This window comes from Clostridium sp. UBA2485 (assembly GCF_002341865.1).
In the GTDB taxonomy this organism is placed as follows: Bacteria; Bacillota; Clostridia; order Clostridiales; family Clostridiaceae; genus Clostridium_J.
The window spans coordinates 1-17,099 of sequence record NZ_DDOV01000014.1 but is presented as its reverse complement, the minus strand read 5'-3'; the positions used below and the strand labels follow the sequence as shown (position 1 = coordinate 17,099).

Sequence of the window (17,099 nt, the reverse complement as noted above, 5' to 3'; positions counted from 1 at the left end):
CTGAATCAATTATAGAAATATAAAACTCTTTGGTAGTGGCAAATAAAACACTACCAAAGAGTTTTATATTTTAAAGAGGAAAAAGCAGTGACCATATTAAAGTATCTTTCAAAAAAAACTAATTAGTATATTTTGTATCATGTTTCGTCAACTAAATCTACTTATAGCGTCACTATTAGTGGGTTTGGTCTTCTTATCTTATACAAAATACCCCTCTAATCTTTCTTTAACTACTTTATTTTATAAGCTTAAATTAAAAAATTTATTATATACTATAACTATTTATATATTTTATAGATGAATAAAAATGCATTTAAAATAGAAAATAAGGTTATAAAGTTAATTTTAAATAGTATAATTAAGATTGGAGGCATCAACTGTGATATCAAGTGAAATAAAGATGAGAGTTGCACAAAATTGCCATGGCTATCAAGGAAGAAGTACGTTTTCTATGATGAGTTTTGTAGAGTCAAGTCAAAGTTGTAGTAATTGCAAAAATTATGTTAGAGGCCATTGTATCAAAAATTTATTTGATGGCATTTACGACAATATACGTATTAATTAATTGATATTTTATTAAGAACTTAAATATAGTATTATAAATATTAAAAAATTAAAAATATTTGCAATATAAAATAAATTATATTAAGTTGCTATATTCATAACTTGATGAATATTCTGATAAATGGTAAAATAATATTGTTTTTAAGGTTAACTTAAAATTATAAATAAGGGGTTTATACCAATACGAATATGGAGGGTTTGTTATGCATAAAAGATTATTTATACCTGGTCCAGTAGATGTAGCGCCAGATGTACTAGAAAAAATGGCGACTCCTATGATAGGACATAGAAGCAAAGAGGCTTCAAGAGTTCAAAGAGCTATAAGCGACTATATGAGAGTGATATTTAATACTAAGGAAGAAATATTACTTTCAACAACTTCAGGTAGTGGGCTAATGGAAGGTGCTGTACGTTCATGTACTGCAAAAAGAGCTGCTATATTTTCAGTAGGAGCTTTCGGTAACAGATGGCATGATATGGCTGTTGCTAATGGTGTTCCAGCTGATAAATTTGAAGTTGAATGGGGTACTGCGACAACTCCAGAGCAAATAGATGAAGTACTAGCTACTGGAAAATATGATTTAATAACAGTAACTCATAATGAGACTTCTACAGGTATCATGAATCCACTTGATGAAATAGCTAAAGTAGTTAAAAAATATCCAGATGTAGTATTTTGTTTAGATACAGTAAGCTCTGCAGCAGGAACTGAATTAAAGGTTGACGAATGGGGCGTGGATATTTGTATAACTTCAACTCAAAAAGCTATAGGACTTCCTCCAGGGATGTCAATGTGTACATTCTCTAAGAAGGCTATTGAAAGAGCTAAACAAGTTCCGAATAGAGGGATTTATTTAGATTTATTAGGATTGTATGAATATATACAAAAGAAAGATTATCAATATCCTTCAACTCCATCATTATCACATATGTTTGCATTAGAATATCAACTAGATAAAATTATAAATAAAGAAGGCTTAGAAAATAGATATAATAGACATATAGAAGGTGCTAAAATAGTTAGAGCATGGGCAGCAAAACATTTTGAAATATTACCACAAGAGCCATATATGTCAAATACATTAACTAATATTAAAAATACAAGAAATATTGATATAGCTGCTTTAAATAAAGCATTAGGAGAAAGAGGATATCAAATTTCTAATGGTTATGGAAAACTTAAGGACAAGACTTTTAGAATAGCACATATGGCAGAGACAAAGCCAGAAGAATTAGTAGAATTATTAAAAGTAATTGATGAAATATTAGGACTTAAATAACTTTAAATAGAAGATTAAGAATGAAAAATTGTTTGATTTTTCATTCTTAATTTACATTAGGCATTAAAAGAATAGTTGTTACTAATAAATCATTGAATACTTTTATTTTTATTATTGAAAATAATTATTAAAAAAATAGATAAATTGGGGGTATAATTATGATAAGAATATTGGTTACAGACGGTATGGAAGCCAGTGGTGTTGAAAGTTTAAAATCCAAAGGATTTGAAGTAGTAGAACAGTTCTATGAACCAGAAGATTTAGGAAATGTTCTTAAAGAATTTGATGTTGTAGTAGTAAGAAGTGCAACAAAAGTTAGACAACCTATTATAGATAAGGCTGCTGAAGCTGGAAGATTAAAACTTATAATTCGTGGTGGTGTTGGTGTTGATAATATAGATGTGGCTTATGCTGAAGGAAAGGGAATAAAGGTTGCTAATACTCCAAATGCAAGTAGTGCATCAGTAGCAGAGTTAGCACTTGCTCATATGTTTGCTATTACAAGATTTGTAAACATATCTAATGTTTCTATGAGAGAAGGAAAATGGGACAAGAAAAAATATGAAGGAACTGAGATAAGTGGAAAAACTCTTGGTTTGATAGGTTTCGGAAGAATTGCTAAAGAATTAGCTAAAAGAGCAAATGCATTAGGAATGAGAGTTATATATACAAATAGAAGTGGTAAAGTCGAAGGATGTAATGAATTTGAATATGCTACTCTAGAAGAATTATTACCACAAGTGGATTATTTATCTTTACACATTCCATTTGCAAAAGATAAAGGTGCTACTATAAGTAAGGCTCAATTTGATATGATGAAAGATGGAGCATATTTAATTAATTGTGCTAGAGGTGGAGTTGTTGATGAAGCAGCATTAATAGAAGCTTTAAATAGTGGTAAAATAAAAGCAGCAGGAATAGATGTATTTGCGGAAGAACCAACTAAAAATACTGAGCTTGTAAATCACCCTAAGGTATCTGTTACACCACATATAGGTGCTTCAACTGTTGAAGCTCAAACAAGAATTGGAGAAGAAATAGTAAGTATTATTACTGAATTCTTTAAATAATATTCTAAAAATACAGAGGAGGACGAAAAATGGCTGTAGTAAGACCGTTTAAAGGGATAAGACCACAAAAAGAGTTGGTAGATAAAGTTGCTGCACTACCTTATGATGTTATGAACACTGAAGAAGCAAGAGAGATGGTAAAAGGAAACCCATACTCTTTCTTGCATGTTGATAAAGCTCAAATAGACCTAGAACCAAATATAAATCAATATGATAAGATTGTTTATGAAAAGGCTAGAGAAAATCTTTATAACATGATAGATGAGAAAGTATATATAAGAGATAATGAATCTTGTATGTATATATATAGACAAATAATGGATGGAAGAGTTCAAACAGGTATAGTAGGATGCACTTCTATCGATGATTATATGAAAGATATAATCAAAAAACATGAGCATACAAGAGCAGAGAAAGAGCAAGATAGAATTAATCATGTTGATTATTGTAATGCAAATACAGGTCCAATATTTTTAACTTATAAGAATGTATCTGAAATTGATAAAATTGTTATAGAATGGACTAAAAAAGAGCCGGAATATAATTTTGTTTCAGAAGATGGAATAACTCATATTGTATGGGTTATAAATGATAAAAATACTGTAGATAAATTAGAAAATTTATTTAAAGAAGTTAAATATTTATATATTGCTGACGGTCATCATAGAGCAGCATCAGCTGTTAAAGTTGGACAATTAAGAAGAGAGCAAAATCCACAATATACTAGAGAAGAGGAATTCAATTTCTTTTTATCTGTAATTTTCCCGGCGAAAGATCTATATGTTATGGATTATAATAGAGTTGTAAAAGATTTAAATGATCTTTCTACAGAGGAGTTTTTAAGCAAGGTATCTGAAAAGTTTGATATGGAGGCTTATAACTGTTGTAATCAATATAAACCAGAAGAAAAAGGTACTTTTGGAATGTACTTAGATAAAAAGTGGTATAAGTTAACTGCTAAAAAGGAGACTTTTGATGAGAAAGATCCAGTAGCAAGTTTAGATGTTTCAATATTACAAAATAATCTATTAAGGCCATTACTTGGTATAGAAGATCCAAGAACTAGTGATAGAATAGATTTTATTGGTGGAATAAGAGGACTTAAAGAACTTGAAAAAAGAGTTGATAATGGTATGAAAGTAGCATTCTCAATGTACCCTACAAGTATAGTTGAACTTATGAACATAGCTGATGCAGGAGAAGTTATGCCACCAAAATCAACTTGGTTTGAACCAAAACTAAGAAGTGGAATATTCGTTCACGAGCTAAAATAAATATATTTTATAAAAGACTCAAACATTTTGTATGAATGTTTGAGTTTTTTATGAGATATATTTTATTGAAATACTATTAATAATAATTCCAAAGAAAGCTAATTGTTATAGATAACTTATTAGATGAATTAGTAACTTAACATAATCTTAACGTAATTTAATAAAATAAACGTTGACATATATAATTGATAAGAATACAATAATAGTGAAAATTAAATATACCTCGGTAGGTGAGGTTACTACAAGGATACGGGTTGCTGCCGTGAAAGAGTGGAAACATTCTTAACTGGTTAGCAGGTTTTGCCGAACAAAGAAGGCTTAATCTAATGCAATTTCATTGCCTTGCAGAGCCAAAACTTGGACGAGAAAGTATTGTTTATAATGCCTTCGTCATGTTTAAGTTTTGACGAGGTTTTTTTAATTTATTTTGAATTTTCAGGAGGTGAAAAGAATGGAGGCTGGCAGTAGTAGTACGGACAGTGAAGGTAATGATATATATTTAAAGAATAAAGGACATTTAATGTCAAACTCTATTTTTTCTCACAGGAGTTTGATAAAGCCTATCATATATGTATCTTCTTAAAATATACATTTTTGTTAATCAAATTTATTATCTTCACTGTTTCTTTATTGAATATAATTCGTATATTTATTAGCCTCAAATTAAATACTATTTTAAAAAGGTTTTAAAAAATATTTTTATTAGCCTTTAGTTTCTTATTGTCTTTTTTAGAATTTGGAGGTGTGAATTATGATTAAAAAAAGAAATGTAAGTATAGAAAAGAGAGTAGAAAATTCCGTAAACAGACTTATTAGTTTTAGCAAGATGAATTTAGAAGAAATTTATAAAGAACTTAATACAGATATTAATGGACTATCTAACAAAGATATAGAAGACAGAGTTGAAAAATATGGACTAAATCAAGTAGCGCATGAAAGACCAACACCATGGTTTATAGAGTTAATTAAAGCTTTTATAAATCCATTTATCATAGTATTATTAGCACTTGCTGTTATATCTTTAATAACTGATGTTATTCTTGCTGCACCAGGAGATAAAAGCTATGTAACAGTAATAATCATTAGTATAATGGTGATAATTAGTGGATTATTAAAATTTTCTGAAGAATTTAAATCTAGTAAAGCAGCAGAAAAATTAAAAGCATTAGTAAAAACTACTGCATTAGTTCATAGACAAGGTATGGGAAAAAAAGAAATAGATATGGTAGAAATTGTTCCAGGAGATATAGTGTATCTTGCTGCAGGTGATATGATACCTGCTGATATAAGAATAATAACAAGTAAAGACCTATTTATTAGCCAGTCATCACTTACTGGGGAATCAGAGCCTGTTGAAAAATATCCAAATTTAAAAGAAAAGGATAAGGAGTTGGGAGTAACTGAGCTTGATAATATTTGTTTATTAGGAACAAATATTATTAGTGGAAGTGCAACTGCTGTAGTAATTGCAACAGGAGATAATACCTACTTTGGTTCCATGGCGTCCTCACTTTCAGGACCAAGAGTTAAAACAAGTTTTGAAAAAGGTGTAAATAGTGTAAGTGTATTACTTATAAAATTTATGCTTATAATGGTACCTATAGTATTTTTTATAAACGGAATAACCACAGGTAGATGGTTAGAAGCACTTCTTTTTGCAGTATCTATTGCAGTAGGACTTACACCTGAAATGCTTCCTATGATTGTAACTTCAAATCTTGCTAAGGGTGCTGTTTCAATGGCTAAGCGTAAGACTGTAGTAAAAAAACTCGATGCTATACAAAACTTTGGAGCTATGGATGTATTATGTACTGATAAAACAGGTACACTTACTCTTGATAAGATAGTTGTAGAAAGACATTTAAATATTAATGGAGAAGAAGATACAAGAGTATTGAGACATGCTTATTTAAATAGTTTTTATCAAACTGGACTTCGTAATTTAATGGATGTTGCAATATTAGAACATGGAAAAGATCAAGGTTTTAATGAACTTGAAAAAAATTACATGAAAGTTGATGAGATCCCATTTGACTTTTCAAGAAGAAGAATGTCAGTGGTATTAAAAAATAAGGATGGAAAAAGACAACTTGTAACAAAGGGTGCCGTTGAAGAAATGCTTTCAATATGTACTTTTGCAGAATATAATGGAAAAGTAGTGGAACTTACAGAGAAAATAAAAAATAAAGTTCTTAATATGGTGACTAAATTAAATGATGAAGGCATGCGAGTTATTGCAGTTGCACAAAAAAATGACATTCCTGATGAAAATACATTCAGTATAAAGGATGAAAGCAATATGGTTCTTATGGGATATATAGGATTCTTGGATCCACCAAAGGAGTCAGCAGCAGAGGCAATAAAAGCATTAAAAGAAAATGGAGTAAATGTAAAAGTATTAACTGGCGATAATGATGCAGTAACGAAAAAGATATGTAAAGAAGTTGGTTTAATAGTAGATAATATACTTCTTGGCTCTGATATAGAAAAAATCAATGATGAAGAATTGTCAAAATTAGTAGATAACACTAATGTATTTGCTAAGCTTTCTCCACTTCAAAAATCAAGAATTATTAAAGTATTGCAGAATAAAGGGCATACTGTAGGATTTATGGGCGATGGTATCAATGATGCTGCAGCTCTTCGTCAGGCTGATGTGGGTATATCAGTAGATACTGCGGTAGATATAGCAAAGGAATCAGCAGATATAATTTTACTTGAAAAAAATCTAATGGTACTTGAAGAAGGGGTAATAGAAGGAAGAAGAGTTTTCGGAAATATAATAAAGTATATTAAAATGACTGCAAGCTCAAACTTTGGGAATGTATTTAGTGTATTAATTGCTAGTGCATTTTTACCATTCTTACCAATGCTTCCTATTCATCTTTTAGTACAAAACTTACTTTATGATATTTCTCAAATATCAATTCCATGGGATACTATGGATCAAGAATATTTGAGAAAGCCAAGGAAATGGAATGCAGATGATATTAGTAGGTTTATGATTTTTATAGGACCAATAAGTTCTATATTTGATATAATTACCTATTTAGTAATGTGGTTTGTATTTAAGGCAAATACTCCAGCAATGCAAGCATTATTCCAATCTGGTTGGTTTGTAGAAGGACTATTATCACAAACTTTAGTGGTTCATATGATTAGAACTAAGAAAATACCATTTATTCAAAGTAGAGCAACAGCTCCAGTTTTATTATTAACAGGTGTTATAGTTGTAGTAGGTATATTTATACCATTTACTTCTTTTGGGGCATCAATAGGACTTCAAGCATTACCATTATCCTATTTTCCATGGCTTATTGGAATTCTTTTATCCTATTGTATACTAACTCAAATAGTAAAAACTATGTATATTAAAAAATTTAATAGATGGTTATAATTAAAATAATTATATTAAAGAGCTCAAACATTCTATAATGAATGTTTGAGTTTTTTAGTAGCATATAGATACCTGTATATTACAATTAATAATATGAGAATCAAATATAAGAATATATTTGATTAATAACATTTCTCTTGATAATTCAATTGAAAAGAATTATTATTTAATATGTTTATAAGAAAAAAATAAAGGAGTGATTTTGTGGCTCAACATTCACTGTCAAGAACAGAGCTTTTAATTGGAAAAGCTTCATTAGATAAGTTAAAAGAAAGTAAAGTTGTAATATTTGGAATAGGTGGAGTTGGAAGCTTTACTACAGAAGCATTAGCAAGAAGCGGTGTAGGAACACTTATATTAATAGATGATGATGAAATATGTTTAACTAATATAAATAGACAAATACATGCAACCTATAAAACTATAGGAAAAAGCAAAGTAGAAACTATGAAAAATAGAGTTCTTGAAATAAATCCTAAATGTAATGTTATAACTCATCAAACCTTTGTAACTAAAGATAATATTCAAGAGATAATTACAGATGATGTAGATTATGTAGTAGATGCTATAGATACAGTATCATCTAAAATAGCTTTAATAGTTTATTGTGATGAAAAAAGCATACCAATATTAAGTTCTATGGGTACAGGTAATAAGCTAGATCCTACTCAATTTAAAATAGCAGATATATATGATACAAAGATATGCCCATTAGCCAAAGTAATGAGACATGAGCTTAGAAAAAGAGGAATTAAAAAAGCTAAAGTGCTATATTCTGAAGAGATGCCAAGAAAACCTAAAACAGAAGATGTTATAACTTGCAAAACAGGTTGTGTATGTACTGGTGGTTCTAAAAAATGTACTGCAAAACGACAAATACCAGGAAGCATATCTTTTGTACCACCAGTTGCGGGAATGATAATAGGTGGGGAAGTTATAAATGATTTAATAGAAGAAGTTCTTAGAATAGAAGACAGTAAGAAAGTATTAAAATTATAATTTGAAATATTTTACAAAATAACTAGTCAGTATGCTAGTTATTTTCTTTCCTATAGATAAATAGAAACACAGATTATAAAGTATAGTTAATCTGTATTTTGTTATGTATAAAATCTAATAAATATTTATTATGGTAAATAATTTATGCATAATGATATATTTTTGAATTTAATGTAATAAATATAGTTTTTTTAACATTTATATCAAATTAATTAGACGAAATAATACATTATTTGTATTATTTAATAAATAACAAATAGCTAGTAAAACTGGGGCTTTTAGAAAATAAAAACGTTTTAGTAGCAAGATGTTTATTTCAAACAAATTAAAACAGTACTTGAAAAAAATTGAAAAAATACCTTTTCTATAATAGAATTAAGGTATGGAAATATTTAAGTGATTTTACATAATAATATTGTTATAGCTGAGGATGGAATTTTGAAAGATGGTATTACAGCAATGTGGTTTTGGGATTTCGAATATATTAATAATAAATAATAACATTTTTACTAAGGTAATAAATATAAATAATTTAAATCTTAGGTTTAAAAAAGGGTTAATAGTTTTTCTTCAATAGAAACTTTAATTTTGATATGTTTGTATAATATAAAATAAATAAAAAAATTATAACTTAGATATCTCTTAAAAGAATTTATTTCTGTGGAGTTATCTTTTAATTGATGAGGTGGGTTTTTCATATAATATTAAAATTGTAAATCTACAATTGATTTAAAGCAATAAAATACATTAAAAATATATTTGTTAAATAATATTTTAGGGTAGATTTTAGGGTATGTATTATATATTCAACAAGAAAAAAGTATAAAATAAAGGGTTTAACTTTAAAGGAGGTTTTTTAGCTAATAGATATATAATAGCATAAATTTCATATTGTAACTTAGATTTGTTGTTAAACTAGAGCAAGCCTCATCAGAATCTTATAGTGTAACTTTTCATAATTATAAAGATAAAGCGTATATGGGATATAAATTTAAGGAATTAGTAGTTGAAAGGCTTAGGGGTTAATAAGCTCTGCTAATTAAAAGGGGATAAGCAAATGGAGATACTTAAGGAGTTTATAGTTAGCTTTATTGAAGGAATTTGTATGCTAATATTATGGAGGAAACTAGGACTAAGAAATTATTTGCTTAAGAACACTCTCATAATAGCTATAGGAACATTAGTTATGTCACTAATTAACTTTAATATATATGTTGAAGTGATTTTAAGCCAATTAGTTATACTGCTTTTAATTTCATATGTCCATAAAAAGAATATTATTAAAACATGTATAGAATTCTTAATAGTTTTATCCTTAAATATAATACTTCAATTAATAGGTGTAAGTATTTTTAAATTTTTAATTGGAACTTATAATAATACCTATGGCTATAATTTAATAATTCAGTTAAGCATTTTTGTGTTTACATATATAATGTGTAACGTTGTTTTAAAGAATAAAATCTACTACATAGAAAATATAGATAAAAAAGCAGTAGGTTTTTTTGTAATCAACTTATTAAGCTATATATTAATTTTAAAAATAATATGGAATTTTAATGAAAATATAATTTTAAAAAATATGGTTAAAATAATTTTTCTTATATCATCAATATTCATATTTAATATATTAATGTATTCTTATGTTACTAAAATTGAAAAACAAAAGAATAATGCTAAGGCACAAGAACAATATAATAATATATTAAAAAGTCTAACAGAAGAGATAAGACAACGGCAGCATGACTTTAGGAATCATTTAAATATTATTAATGGATTAGCACAGGTCAGTGATGAGAGAGAAGTTAAAGATAAGATAAAAGCTTATATAGGAAAATTAAGTAATTCTATGATGGATATAGAAAAAATAATATACATAGATAATACTATAATTAGAGCAATTATATATAGTAAATTTCAAGAGGCAAAAAAGAAAAACATTGGATTTTCCTATTGCATAACAAGTTCACTAGACAATATGCCATTAGAAGATTTTCAGATGTCAGAGATACTGAGTAATTTAATTGATAATGCTTTTGAAGCAGTTGCGAGTCAAGAGGATCAATTAATCGAAGTAGAGATATACGAAGAAGAAGATAATAGTATAATTGAAGTTAGAAATAGTGGAATAACAGTACAACCTGAAAATGTAGAGAAAATATTTGAAAGAGGTTTTTCTACTAAAGGAGGAAAAGGGCGAGGATATGGCCTTTATAATGTAAAAAGAATTGTAGAGGGTACAGGCGGAAATGCTCAGATATACTTAGAAGATAATTATACTGTTTTTAAATTAATAATAAAAAATAAAAAAGCATGATAAAAATCATGCTTTTTTCTACCATTCATTTAAAAAATTATACAATGCAGGGTATACATTAAGATTTGATAATAGCGTCATATATTCGTCCATTGCCTTAGGATTCTCTTCTCTTTTCTTTATAGCTCTTATCATTAAATTTTTAGGAGTTTCTAATGGCGATATATATTCTACTACAGAAACATCATAACCTTTTGCTTCAAGCATTAAACTTCTCATTCCATCAGTTAATATATCTGCCATTCTTGCTTTAAATACTCCATGTTTTAATATAGATTTAAAGGGCTCAAAACTATATTGATCTAACATTTCTCTATGACAGCATGGAACTGCTATTATTATATCTGAATCTACCTTTATTCCTAATGCTAATGCCATATCTGTTGCAGTATCACAAGCATGAAGAGATATAACTACATGAATTTTTTTATCTGGTGTATAGTTTTTTATATCTATAGCATGAAACTCCATATTTCTATATCCTAAGTTTTGTGCCATTTTTTTAGAACTTTCAATAACCCCTTCAGAATAGTCCAAACCTATAAAATGACATTTTCTTTTTTTTACTTCTGTTAAATAGTAGTTAAGTACAAAAGATAAATAAGATTTACCACAACCGCAATCTAATATATTTATAGTAGTATTTTTAGGCAAATCATCTAATATACCCTCTAAAAGCTCTACATAGTGATCTATTTGATTATATTTTCTTATTTTATCATTCTTAATTTTACCTTCTTTACTCATTATTCCAATTTCTTTAAGAAGTGAATCAGCTTTTCCTACTTTTATATAATAATCTCTATTTAATATTGTAGAAGTATTGCCTTGGAAATTTAAACCTTTTTTATTAGAAATATTAGGTGTAGAAAGGGGCTCTTCATCTTCTACATCCACAGTTTTCATAGTTACATTTTTATTATCAGCAGTTATTAAAATGACTTCTCCTCGTTCGCTATAGGTCAAAGATATAGAGTCATAATTTTCAGCTTGTTTTATCACTTCATTAAATAGTTCAGATATAGTTAAAGCTTTTGTTATTCCATTAAAGTTATAATTTAATTTATCATCTTCAAAATTTGCTATACCTTTAAAGTCTTTTAAACCAGCAGCATAATTAATTGTTATATGTTTGAAAATCGCCTTATTTTCCTCAAATCTATTTTCTAATCCCATTAAAAAGAGTTTTAATTTATTAATATTAGCCTTATTCATGTTATCAAACCTCTCGCTTATTTTTATTATAAGTATATCAGAATCCTTTATTTTCTAAAAGAATAAAGTATATTATAGATGTACCACTTTTAAGTTTAATCTATACATTCATAGAATTGTGTTATTAAATTATTTAAGTTTACATTAATATAAAATTGAGAATTGACGATTGACAATGGACAATTNNTTTTTAAACTGATTAATTTACAAAGCTAATTGAATTTACTTTCATATGCTAATAAAAATAATAAGCTTTTATTAGAAAACAGTTAAAAATCTATGTTTTTTAAGTAAATTTCAACCACAATTATGCATTATTTTAAGCTTGAATTAAAATATTAATGGCGTAGATATTAGTTATACATTGACTTTTTATGTAGTTTATCTATATATATTTTATTCAATATTAAATTTTAAAAATATAATGTTACAAATCTATTGAAGTATTCAATAAGTAATAATTATACTATATAATTATTATTTGAGGGGGAAGATTTATTTGAAAAAAAGAAATAGCTTGATGATAGTAATTTTTATGTTTATAACCATGATTTTAATAGCTATATCAGATAATATAAAGGGTGTTTTAATTCCTGCATTTAAAGAAGATTTTTCAATAGATAATTCCAGCATAGGATATATGATTACCATTGGATATATAGGATATATTTCTTTTACATATATAGGCGGATTACTTTGTGAAAAAATAGGTCAGAAAAAAGTATTCTTATTAGGGTTAGGGATATGTACTATTACTTTATTTTTATTTTCACAGATATCAAGTTATATTATGCTTCTAATATGTATGTTTTTATTAAATGTTGGAATAGGTCTACTTAGTATCAGCATTAATACTCTTGTGCCTATTGTTGCCATGAGTTTTAAGCAATAATAATGAATGTCACTCATTTTTGTTATGGATTAGATTCAGCAGTAGGACAATATACGACTGGTAGCTTATTAGAAAATGAAGTAAATTGGAGAAGTATTTATTTAGTTATAGCTATACTTTTCACAATTGCTTTTATGGTATTTATATTCGTTAAAGTACCACAGGCACATATAAAGAAAGAGAATAATAAAGTAAATCTATTACGGATTTTTAGAAATAAGATGGTTTATTTTTATATACTTGCGTTAGGTTTTTATTGTTTTGCAGAGAGTGGTACATCAAATTAGTTAGTAAATTTTATACAAGAAAGCTATAGCTTTAGCTATAAACAAAGTTCTACATATTTATCAATATTTTTTGCTACACTTACTGTAGGAAGATTATTAGGTGGCTTTGTGGTAGAAAAAAGGGGATACTTAAATTCAGTAATGATGTCTTTATTTATAGGACTTATTTTATATGTATCAGGGATAATAATAGGTAGTAATGCCATAGTTTTAGTTTGTATATCAGGGTTATTTTTTTCTATAGCTTATCCTACTGTAGTTATTACTATAAGTAAGACTTTTAAGGACGATGCAATATATATTACAGGGGTTATAATTACTGCAGCAAGCATTATAAATATGGTACTAAATAATATTATAGCTAAACTTAACGATTTAATTAGTTCAAATTTAGCTTTTTATATAATACCTATGAGTTTACTAATATCTATAATCTTTGTGTCATTAATTTATAAAGATACTAAAAAAACTTTAGCTTAAGGTAGGGATTTTATAATGAATAAAGGAAAATGGGTTAGTTTAAATTTAGCAAATGGAAGTAGAAGAGATTACATAATAAGAGATAGTTTAGGTATAACTATAGGAAGAATATATATAATAGAAATAGATAGCGACAATAGAAGTTGTTTGTTTAGGCTGAAGTTTTATAAAAGTAAAGAGGAAGGTTATGACTATTTAAAAGATACTATTACTCTTATTTTAAATATATTATTTAAGAATAACAAAGTAAATAAGGTTAATGTACTTTGTGGAGAAGATATTAACTTAAATGCCTTTACTAGTTTAGGATTTGATCTTGAGGGAATTATATCAGACAATATAATACATAAGTCAAAGTTAGAGCATGAACTTTTATTTGGTATAAATGAAAATAGTTATGAAAGAAACTATATAGAAAAAGAATTAATTTTACATGGGAAAAACATATACTTAAAGGCCTTAACTCCAGAAGATTCAGAGGAAATATTAAATTATTATGTTAAAAACAGAGAATATCTTACCCCTTTTGAACCTTTAAGAGATGAAAGTTTTTATACTTTGGAAGAGCAATCTACAAGTTTAATTGAAAGTTATAAACAATTTATAAAGGGGCAAGCTGTACATTTTGGAATTTATAAAGAAGGAAAGTTTATAGGTAGAATTAAGATAAATAATATTGTTATGGGTGTGTTTAGAAATGCATTTATTGGATACTCTATAGATGAGAATGAGCAAGGAAAAGGATACATGAAAGAAGCAGTAAAACTTGCAATAGATTATGCTTATGAAGAATTAGAGCTTCATAGAATAGAGGCTAGTACAATGGTATCTAATGAAAAATCACAAAGAGTATTAAAAAGCTGTGGATTTCAAGAACTAGGTATTAGCAAAGAATATTTATATATAAATGGTAAATGGCAAGATCATGTTGTGTTTTATAGAAACATAAAATAATGAGTATTGGGTTTACTTTTGTAGAGTATAGTAGTATTATAAATATGGTGATGATATAATTCACTAAAAACTTAATAAATCTTGTTAGGTGAGGTTACTGTATGAAAATATGCCACTGCCCAGAAATGTCCAGAGACACCAATGGGTTAGCAGATACTATCGAATTAAGGTTTTATCTAATGTGGCTGAGAAATTCTCTACGTCTTACAGAGCTAAAACTCAACGAGTTGAGTGTGCTTTGTGTTAATAGCACTTTATTGGAGCTTTTAATTTGAGTGTTCTAATCTCTTTACTCGTGGAGTAAAGAGATTTTTAATTTTGATTTTGGAGGTGGCTGTCATGGAAGATGGCGGGAGTTATAGTATTTTGAAAAAATTAATATTCACTGCTATTCATGTAGTCACAAAGAAGATGAATAGCAGTGCCTAATAGGAGGTATTGCATATGGAATTCAAAAAAGTATTAGATTTGATTAAAGCAAGCAAATTTGTTGATGCAAGAAACTTATTAATTGAGGAAAAATCAGTAGATATTGCTCAATTTTTAGAAGAAGTAGATAGAGATAAAATGCTAATTATATTTAGGATTTTACCAAAAGACATAGCTACTGAAGTATTTTCTTATATGTCTACCGAAGATGTACAATATATTATAGAAGCTATAACAGATGATGAGCTTAGTCATATAGTTGATAAATTATTTTTAGACGATACTGTAGATATACTAGAAGAATTACCTGCAAATGTTGTTAAGAAGGTTCTTAAAAACACTAAAGAAGGTAAAAGAAGATTAATTAACACCTTTTTAAATTACCCAGATAATTCTGCAGGTAGCATAATGACTATAGAGTATGTGAGACTTAGAAAAGAAATGACAGTAAAGGAAGCTGTTGATCATATTAAAAGAACAGGGCTAAACAAGGAAACAATAGATACCTGCTATGTAACTAATGAAAAGAGAAAATTAGAAGGTGTATTATCTATTAGAGATTTAATATTAAATGATGATAATGAAATCATTAAAAATATAATGGATGATAATGTTATTTGCACTCATACATTAGATGACCAAGAAGCAGTAGCGGATTTATTTAAAAAATATGACTTTTTAGCAATGCCAGTAGTAGATAATGAGAATAGATTAGTAGGTATTATAACTATAGATGATATAGTAGATATTATAGAACAAGAAAACACAGAGGATTTTCAAAAGATGGCTGCGATGGGGCCTTCAGAAGAAGAATATCTAAAAACTAGTGTATTTAATTTAGCTAAGAATAGAATAGTATGGCTGTTAGTTCTTATGATATCAGCTACATTTACAGGAAATATAATTAAAAGATATGATGAAGTATTACAATCAGTAGTTATATTAGCAGCATTTATACCAATGCTAATGGATACAGGTGGAAATGCAGGATCACAGGCGTCAACTCTTGTTATAAGAGGATTAGCCTTAGGTGAAATTGAATTAAGTGATGTATTTAAAGTGTTATGGAAAGAACTAAGAGTTAGTGTTATTGTAGGTATTGTACTATCAGGAGTAAATTTTTTAAGAGTATACTTTTTAGAAAAAGTAGATTTCTATGTAGCAGTAACAGTATGCATAACTCTATTTTTTACAGTAGTAATAGCAAAAGTAGTGGGATGTGTCCTTCCTATAGTTGCTAAAAAGTTAAAACTAGACCCAGCTATAATGGCTAGTCCGTTAATAACTACTATTGTGGATGCTTTAGCGTTAATAATATACTTTGGAATGGCAGCGATGTTTTTGGGAATATAGAAAAAGGATTGGTTAGATAAACCAATCCTTTTTTCTATACATGTAAATTTGTTATAAACTTTATAGTAGTTATTTAACTACATTTCGTATAGTAATCATCTATTTTATTAAACTTTACTTCTCACTTATTTATTTTCTTATCAGTAGTAATATTATTATAATTTCAAGAAATTATAATAATCGTTTTATATCAAGTCTGTATCAAAGATAAACCAATTATAAAATCAAATTTAAAGTTTTATTTTATAATTTAAGTTTTAATTATATGTGCTTTATTATTGATTTTTATAAGATAAAATGATAAATGAAGAACAAATAAAATAAAACTACCCCAGGTGTATCATTATAAAAAAAAGCTAGAAATATAAAGAAAAATAGAGAATGTTAAATTTAATAGTGAATTATAAGATATAAAGCATAAATGTGTAGTATACTTTATGATAATATATTCCTTGTCGCTACGACACAGACTCGATAGTGACAAGCTGTTCAATTAGCTTTTTAAATTAAATTAAAAAAGTTGTTGACAAGCAAAAAAATAAGTGATAAACTAAGTAAGCAGTCGAAAAACGACGGTAAAAATTACTA

General features: G+C 27.4%; 14 protein-coding genes and 2 riboswitches. Of the genes, 13 read left to right on the top strand and 1 reads right to left on the bottom strand.

Annotated elements, in window-relative coordinates:
* The first annotated feature begins 379 nt into the window (after window positions 1–379).
* The 8 genes from B3603_RS02050 to B3603_RS02015 all read left to right on the top strand — a co-directional run bounded on the left by B3603_RS02050 (window position 380) and on the right by B3603_RS02015 (window position 10,901).
* A complete protein-coding gene (locus B3603_RS02050; protein WP_291560118.1) occupies window positions 380–565 on the top strand; it encodes a hypothetical protein in 186 nt (61 codons plus the stop codon).
* A 202-nt stretch (window positions 566–767) separates the two neighbouring features.
* The gene (locus B3603_RS02045; RefSeq protein WP_291560117.1) at window positions 768–1,844 is read left to right on the top strand and encodes a pyridoxal-phosphate-dependent aminotransferase family protein; all 1,077 of its coding nucleotides are present in this window, start codon (window positions 768–770) and stop codon (window positions 1,842–1,844) included.
* Window positions 1,845–2,002: 158 nt separating this feature from the next.
* On the top strand, window positions 2,003–2,914 hold the full coding sequence (locus tag B3603_RS02040; protein ID WP_291560114.1) for a D-2-hydroxyacid dehydrogenase: 912 nt from the start codon (window positions 2,003–2,005) through the stop codon (window positions 2,912–2,914).
* A 29-nt stretch (window positions 2,915–2,943) separates the two neighbouring features.
* On the top strand, window positions 2,944–4,188 hold the full coding sequence (locus B3603_RS02035) for a DUF1015 domain-containing protein (RefSeq protein ID WP_291560112.1): 1,245 nt from the start codon (window positions 2,944–2,946) through the stop codon (window positions 4,186–4,188).
* A 215-nt stretch (window positions 4,189–4,403) separates the two neighbouring features.
* A riboswitch (M-box (ykoK) riboswitch) is annotated at window positions 4,404–4,564 on the top strand.
* A gap of 75 nt (window positions 4,565–4,639) precedes the next feature.
* Window positions 4,640–4,771: a hypothetical protein gene (locus tag B3603_RS02030; protein WP_291560110.1), complete on the top strand. Its 132-nt coding sequence runs from the start codon at window positions 4,640–4,642 to the stop codon at window positions 4,769–4,771.
* 168 nt (window positions 4,772–4,939) lie between these two features.
* A complete protein-coding gene (gene mgtA, locus B3603_RS02025) occupies window positions 4,940–7,585 on the top strand; it encodes a magnesium-translocating P-type ATPase (RefSeq protein WP_291560108.1) in 2,646 nt (881 codons plus the stop codon).
* Window positions 7,586–7,789: 204 nt separating this feature from the next.
* Window positions 7,790–8,584 carry a tRNA threonylcarbamoyladenosine dehydratase gene (locus tag B3603_RS02020; RefSeq protein WP_291560105.1) on the top strand — a complete coding sequence of 265 codons (795 nt, stop codon included), beginning with the start codon at window positions 7,790–7,792 and terminating at the stop codon, window positions 8,582–8,584.
* A gap of 1,057 nt (window positions 8,585–9,641) precedes the next feature.
* Window positions 9,642–10,901, top strand: coding sequence for a sensor histidine kinase (locus B3603_RS02015; RefSeq protein ID WP_291560103.1), 1,260 nt, complete (start codon window positions 9,642–9,644; stop codon window positions 10,899–10,901).
* Window positions 10,902–10,919: 18 nt separating this feature from the next.
* Here B3603_RS02015 and B3603_RS02010 read toward each other — a convergent pair whose 3' ends face one another.
* Complete coding sequence (locus tag B3603_RS02010; RefSeq protein WP_291560101.1) at window positions 10,920–12,116, bottom strand: class I SAM-dependent methyltransferase; 1,197 nt, start codon at window positions 12,114–12,116, stop codon at window positions 10,920–10,922.
* Window positions 12,117–12,615: 499 nt separating this feature from the next.
* Here B3603_RS02010 and B3603_RS02005 point away from each other — a divergent pair, with 499 nt between their 5' ends.
* The 5 genes from B3603_RS02005 (at window position 12,616) to mgtE (ending at window position 16,511) form a co-directional block, all read left to right on the top strand.
* Complete coding sequence (locus B3603_RS02005; protein WP_291560099.1) at window positions 12,616–13,008, top strand: MFS transporter; 393 nt, start codon at window positions 12,616–12,618, stop codon at window positions 13,006–13,008.
* Window positions 13,009–13,010: 2 nt separating this feature from the next.
* Window positions 13,011–13,295, top strand: coding sequence for a hypothetical protein (locus B3603_RS02000; RefSeq protein WP_291560097.1), 285 nt, complete (start codon window positions 13,011–13,013; stop codon window positions 13,293–13,295).
* Between the two features lie 108 nt (window positions 13,296–13,403).
* Window positions 13,404–13,775 carry a hypothetical protein gene (locus B3603_RS01995; RefSeq protein ID WP_414632360.1) on the top strand — a complete coding sequence of 124 codons (372 nt, stop codon included), beginning with the start codon at window positions 13,404–13,406 and terminating at the stop codon, window positions 13,773–13,775.
* Between the two features lie 15 nt (window positions 13,776–13,790).
* The gene (locus tag B3603_RS01990) at window positions 13,791–14,729 is read left to right on the top strand and encodes a GNAT family N-acetyltransferase (RefSeq protein ID WP_291560095.1); all 939 of its coding nucleotides are present in this window, start codon (window positions 13,791–13,793) and stop codon (window positions 14,727–14,729) included.
* A gap of 73 nt (window positions 14,730–14,802) precedes the next feature.
* Window positions 14,803–14,968, top strand: a riboswitch (M-box (ykoK) riboswitch).
* Between the two features lie 205 nt (window positions 14,969–15,173).
* Window positions 15,174–16,511, top strand: a complete 1,338-nt coding sequence (gene mgtE, locus B3603_RS01985; protein WP_291560092.1) for a magnesium transporter — start codon at window positions 15,174–15,176, stop codon at window positions 16,509–16,511.
* Window positions 16,512–17,099 lie beyond the last annotated feature (588 nt).

What these genes read in the sequence shown, in the direction of transcription:
- B3603_RS02040 (WP_291560114.1), top strand. Translation starts at nt 2,003, where the DNA reads ATGATAAGAATATTGGTTACAGACGGTATGGAAGCCAGTGGTGTTGAA.
- mgtE (WP_291560092.1), top strand. Translation starts at nt 15,174, where the DNA reads ATGGAATTCAAAAAAGTATTAGATTTGATTAAAGCAAGCAAATTTGTT.
- B3603_RS02000 (WP_291560097.1), top strand. Translation starts at nt 13,011, where the DNA reads ATGAATGTCACTCATTTTTGTTATGGATTAGATTCAGCAGTAGGACAA.
- B3603_RS02045 (WP_291560117.1), top strand. Translation starts at nt 768, where the DNA reads ATGCATAAAAGATTATTTATACCTGGTCCAGTAGATGTAGCGCCAGAT.
- B3603_RS02030 (WP_291560110.1), top strand. Translation starts at nt 4,640, where the DNA reads ATGGAGGCTGGCAGTAGTAGTACGGACAGTGAAGGTAATGATATATAT.
- B3603_RS01990 (WP_291560095.1), top strand. Translation starts at nt 13,791, where the DNA reads ATGAATAAAGGAAAATGGGTTAGTTTAAATTTAGCAAATGGAAGTAGA.
- mgtA (WP_291560108.1), top strand. Translation starts at nt 4,940, where the DNA reads ATGATTAAAAAAAGAAATGTAAGTATAGAAAAGAGAGTAGAAAATTCC.
- B3603_RS02010 (WP_291560101.1), bottom strand. Translation starts at nt 12,116, where the DNA reads ATGAATAAGGCTAATATTAATAAATTAAAACTCTTTTTAATGGGATTA.
- B3603_RS02035 (WP_291560112.1), top strand. Translation starts at nt 2,944, where the DNA reads ATGGCTGTAGTAAGACCGTTTAAAGGGATAAGACCACAAAAAGAGTTG.
- B3603_RS02015 (WP_291560103.1), top strand. Translation starts at nt 9,642, where the DNA reads ATGGAGATACTTAAGGAGTTTATAGTTAGCTTTATTGAAGGAATTTGT.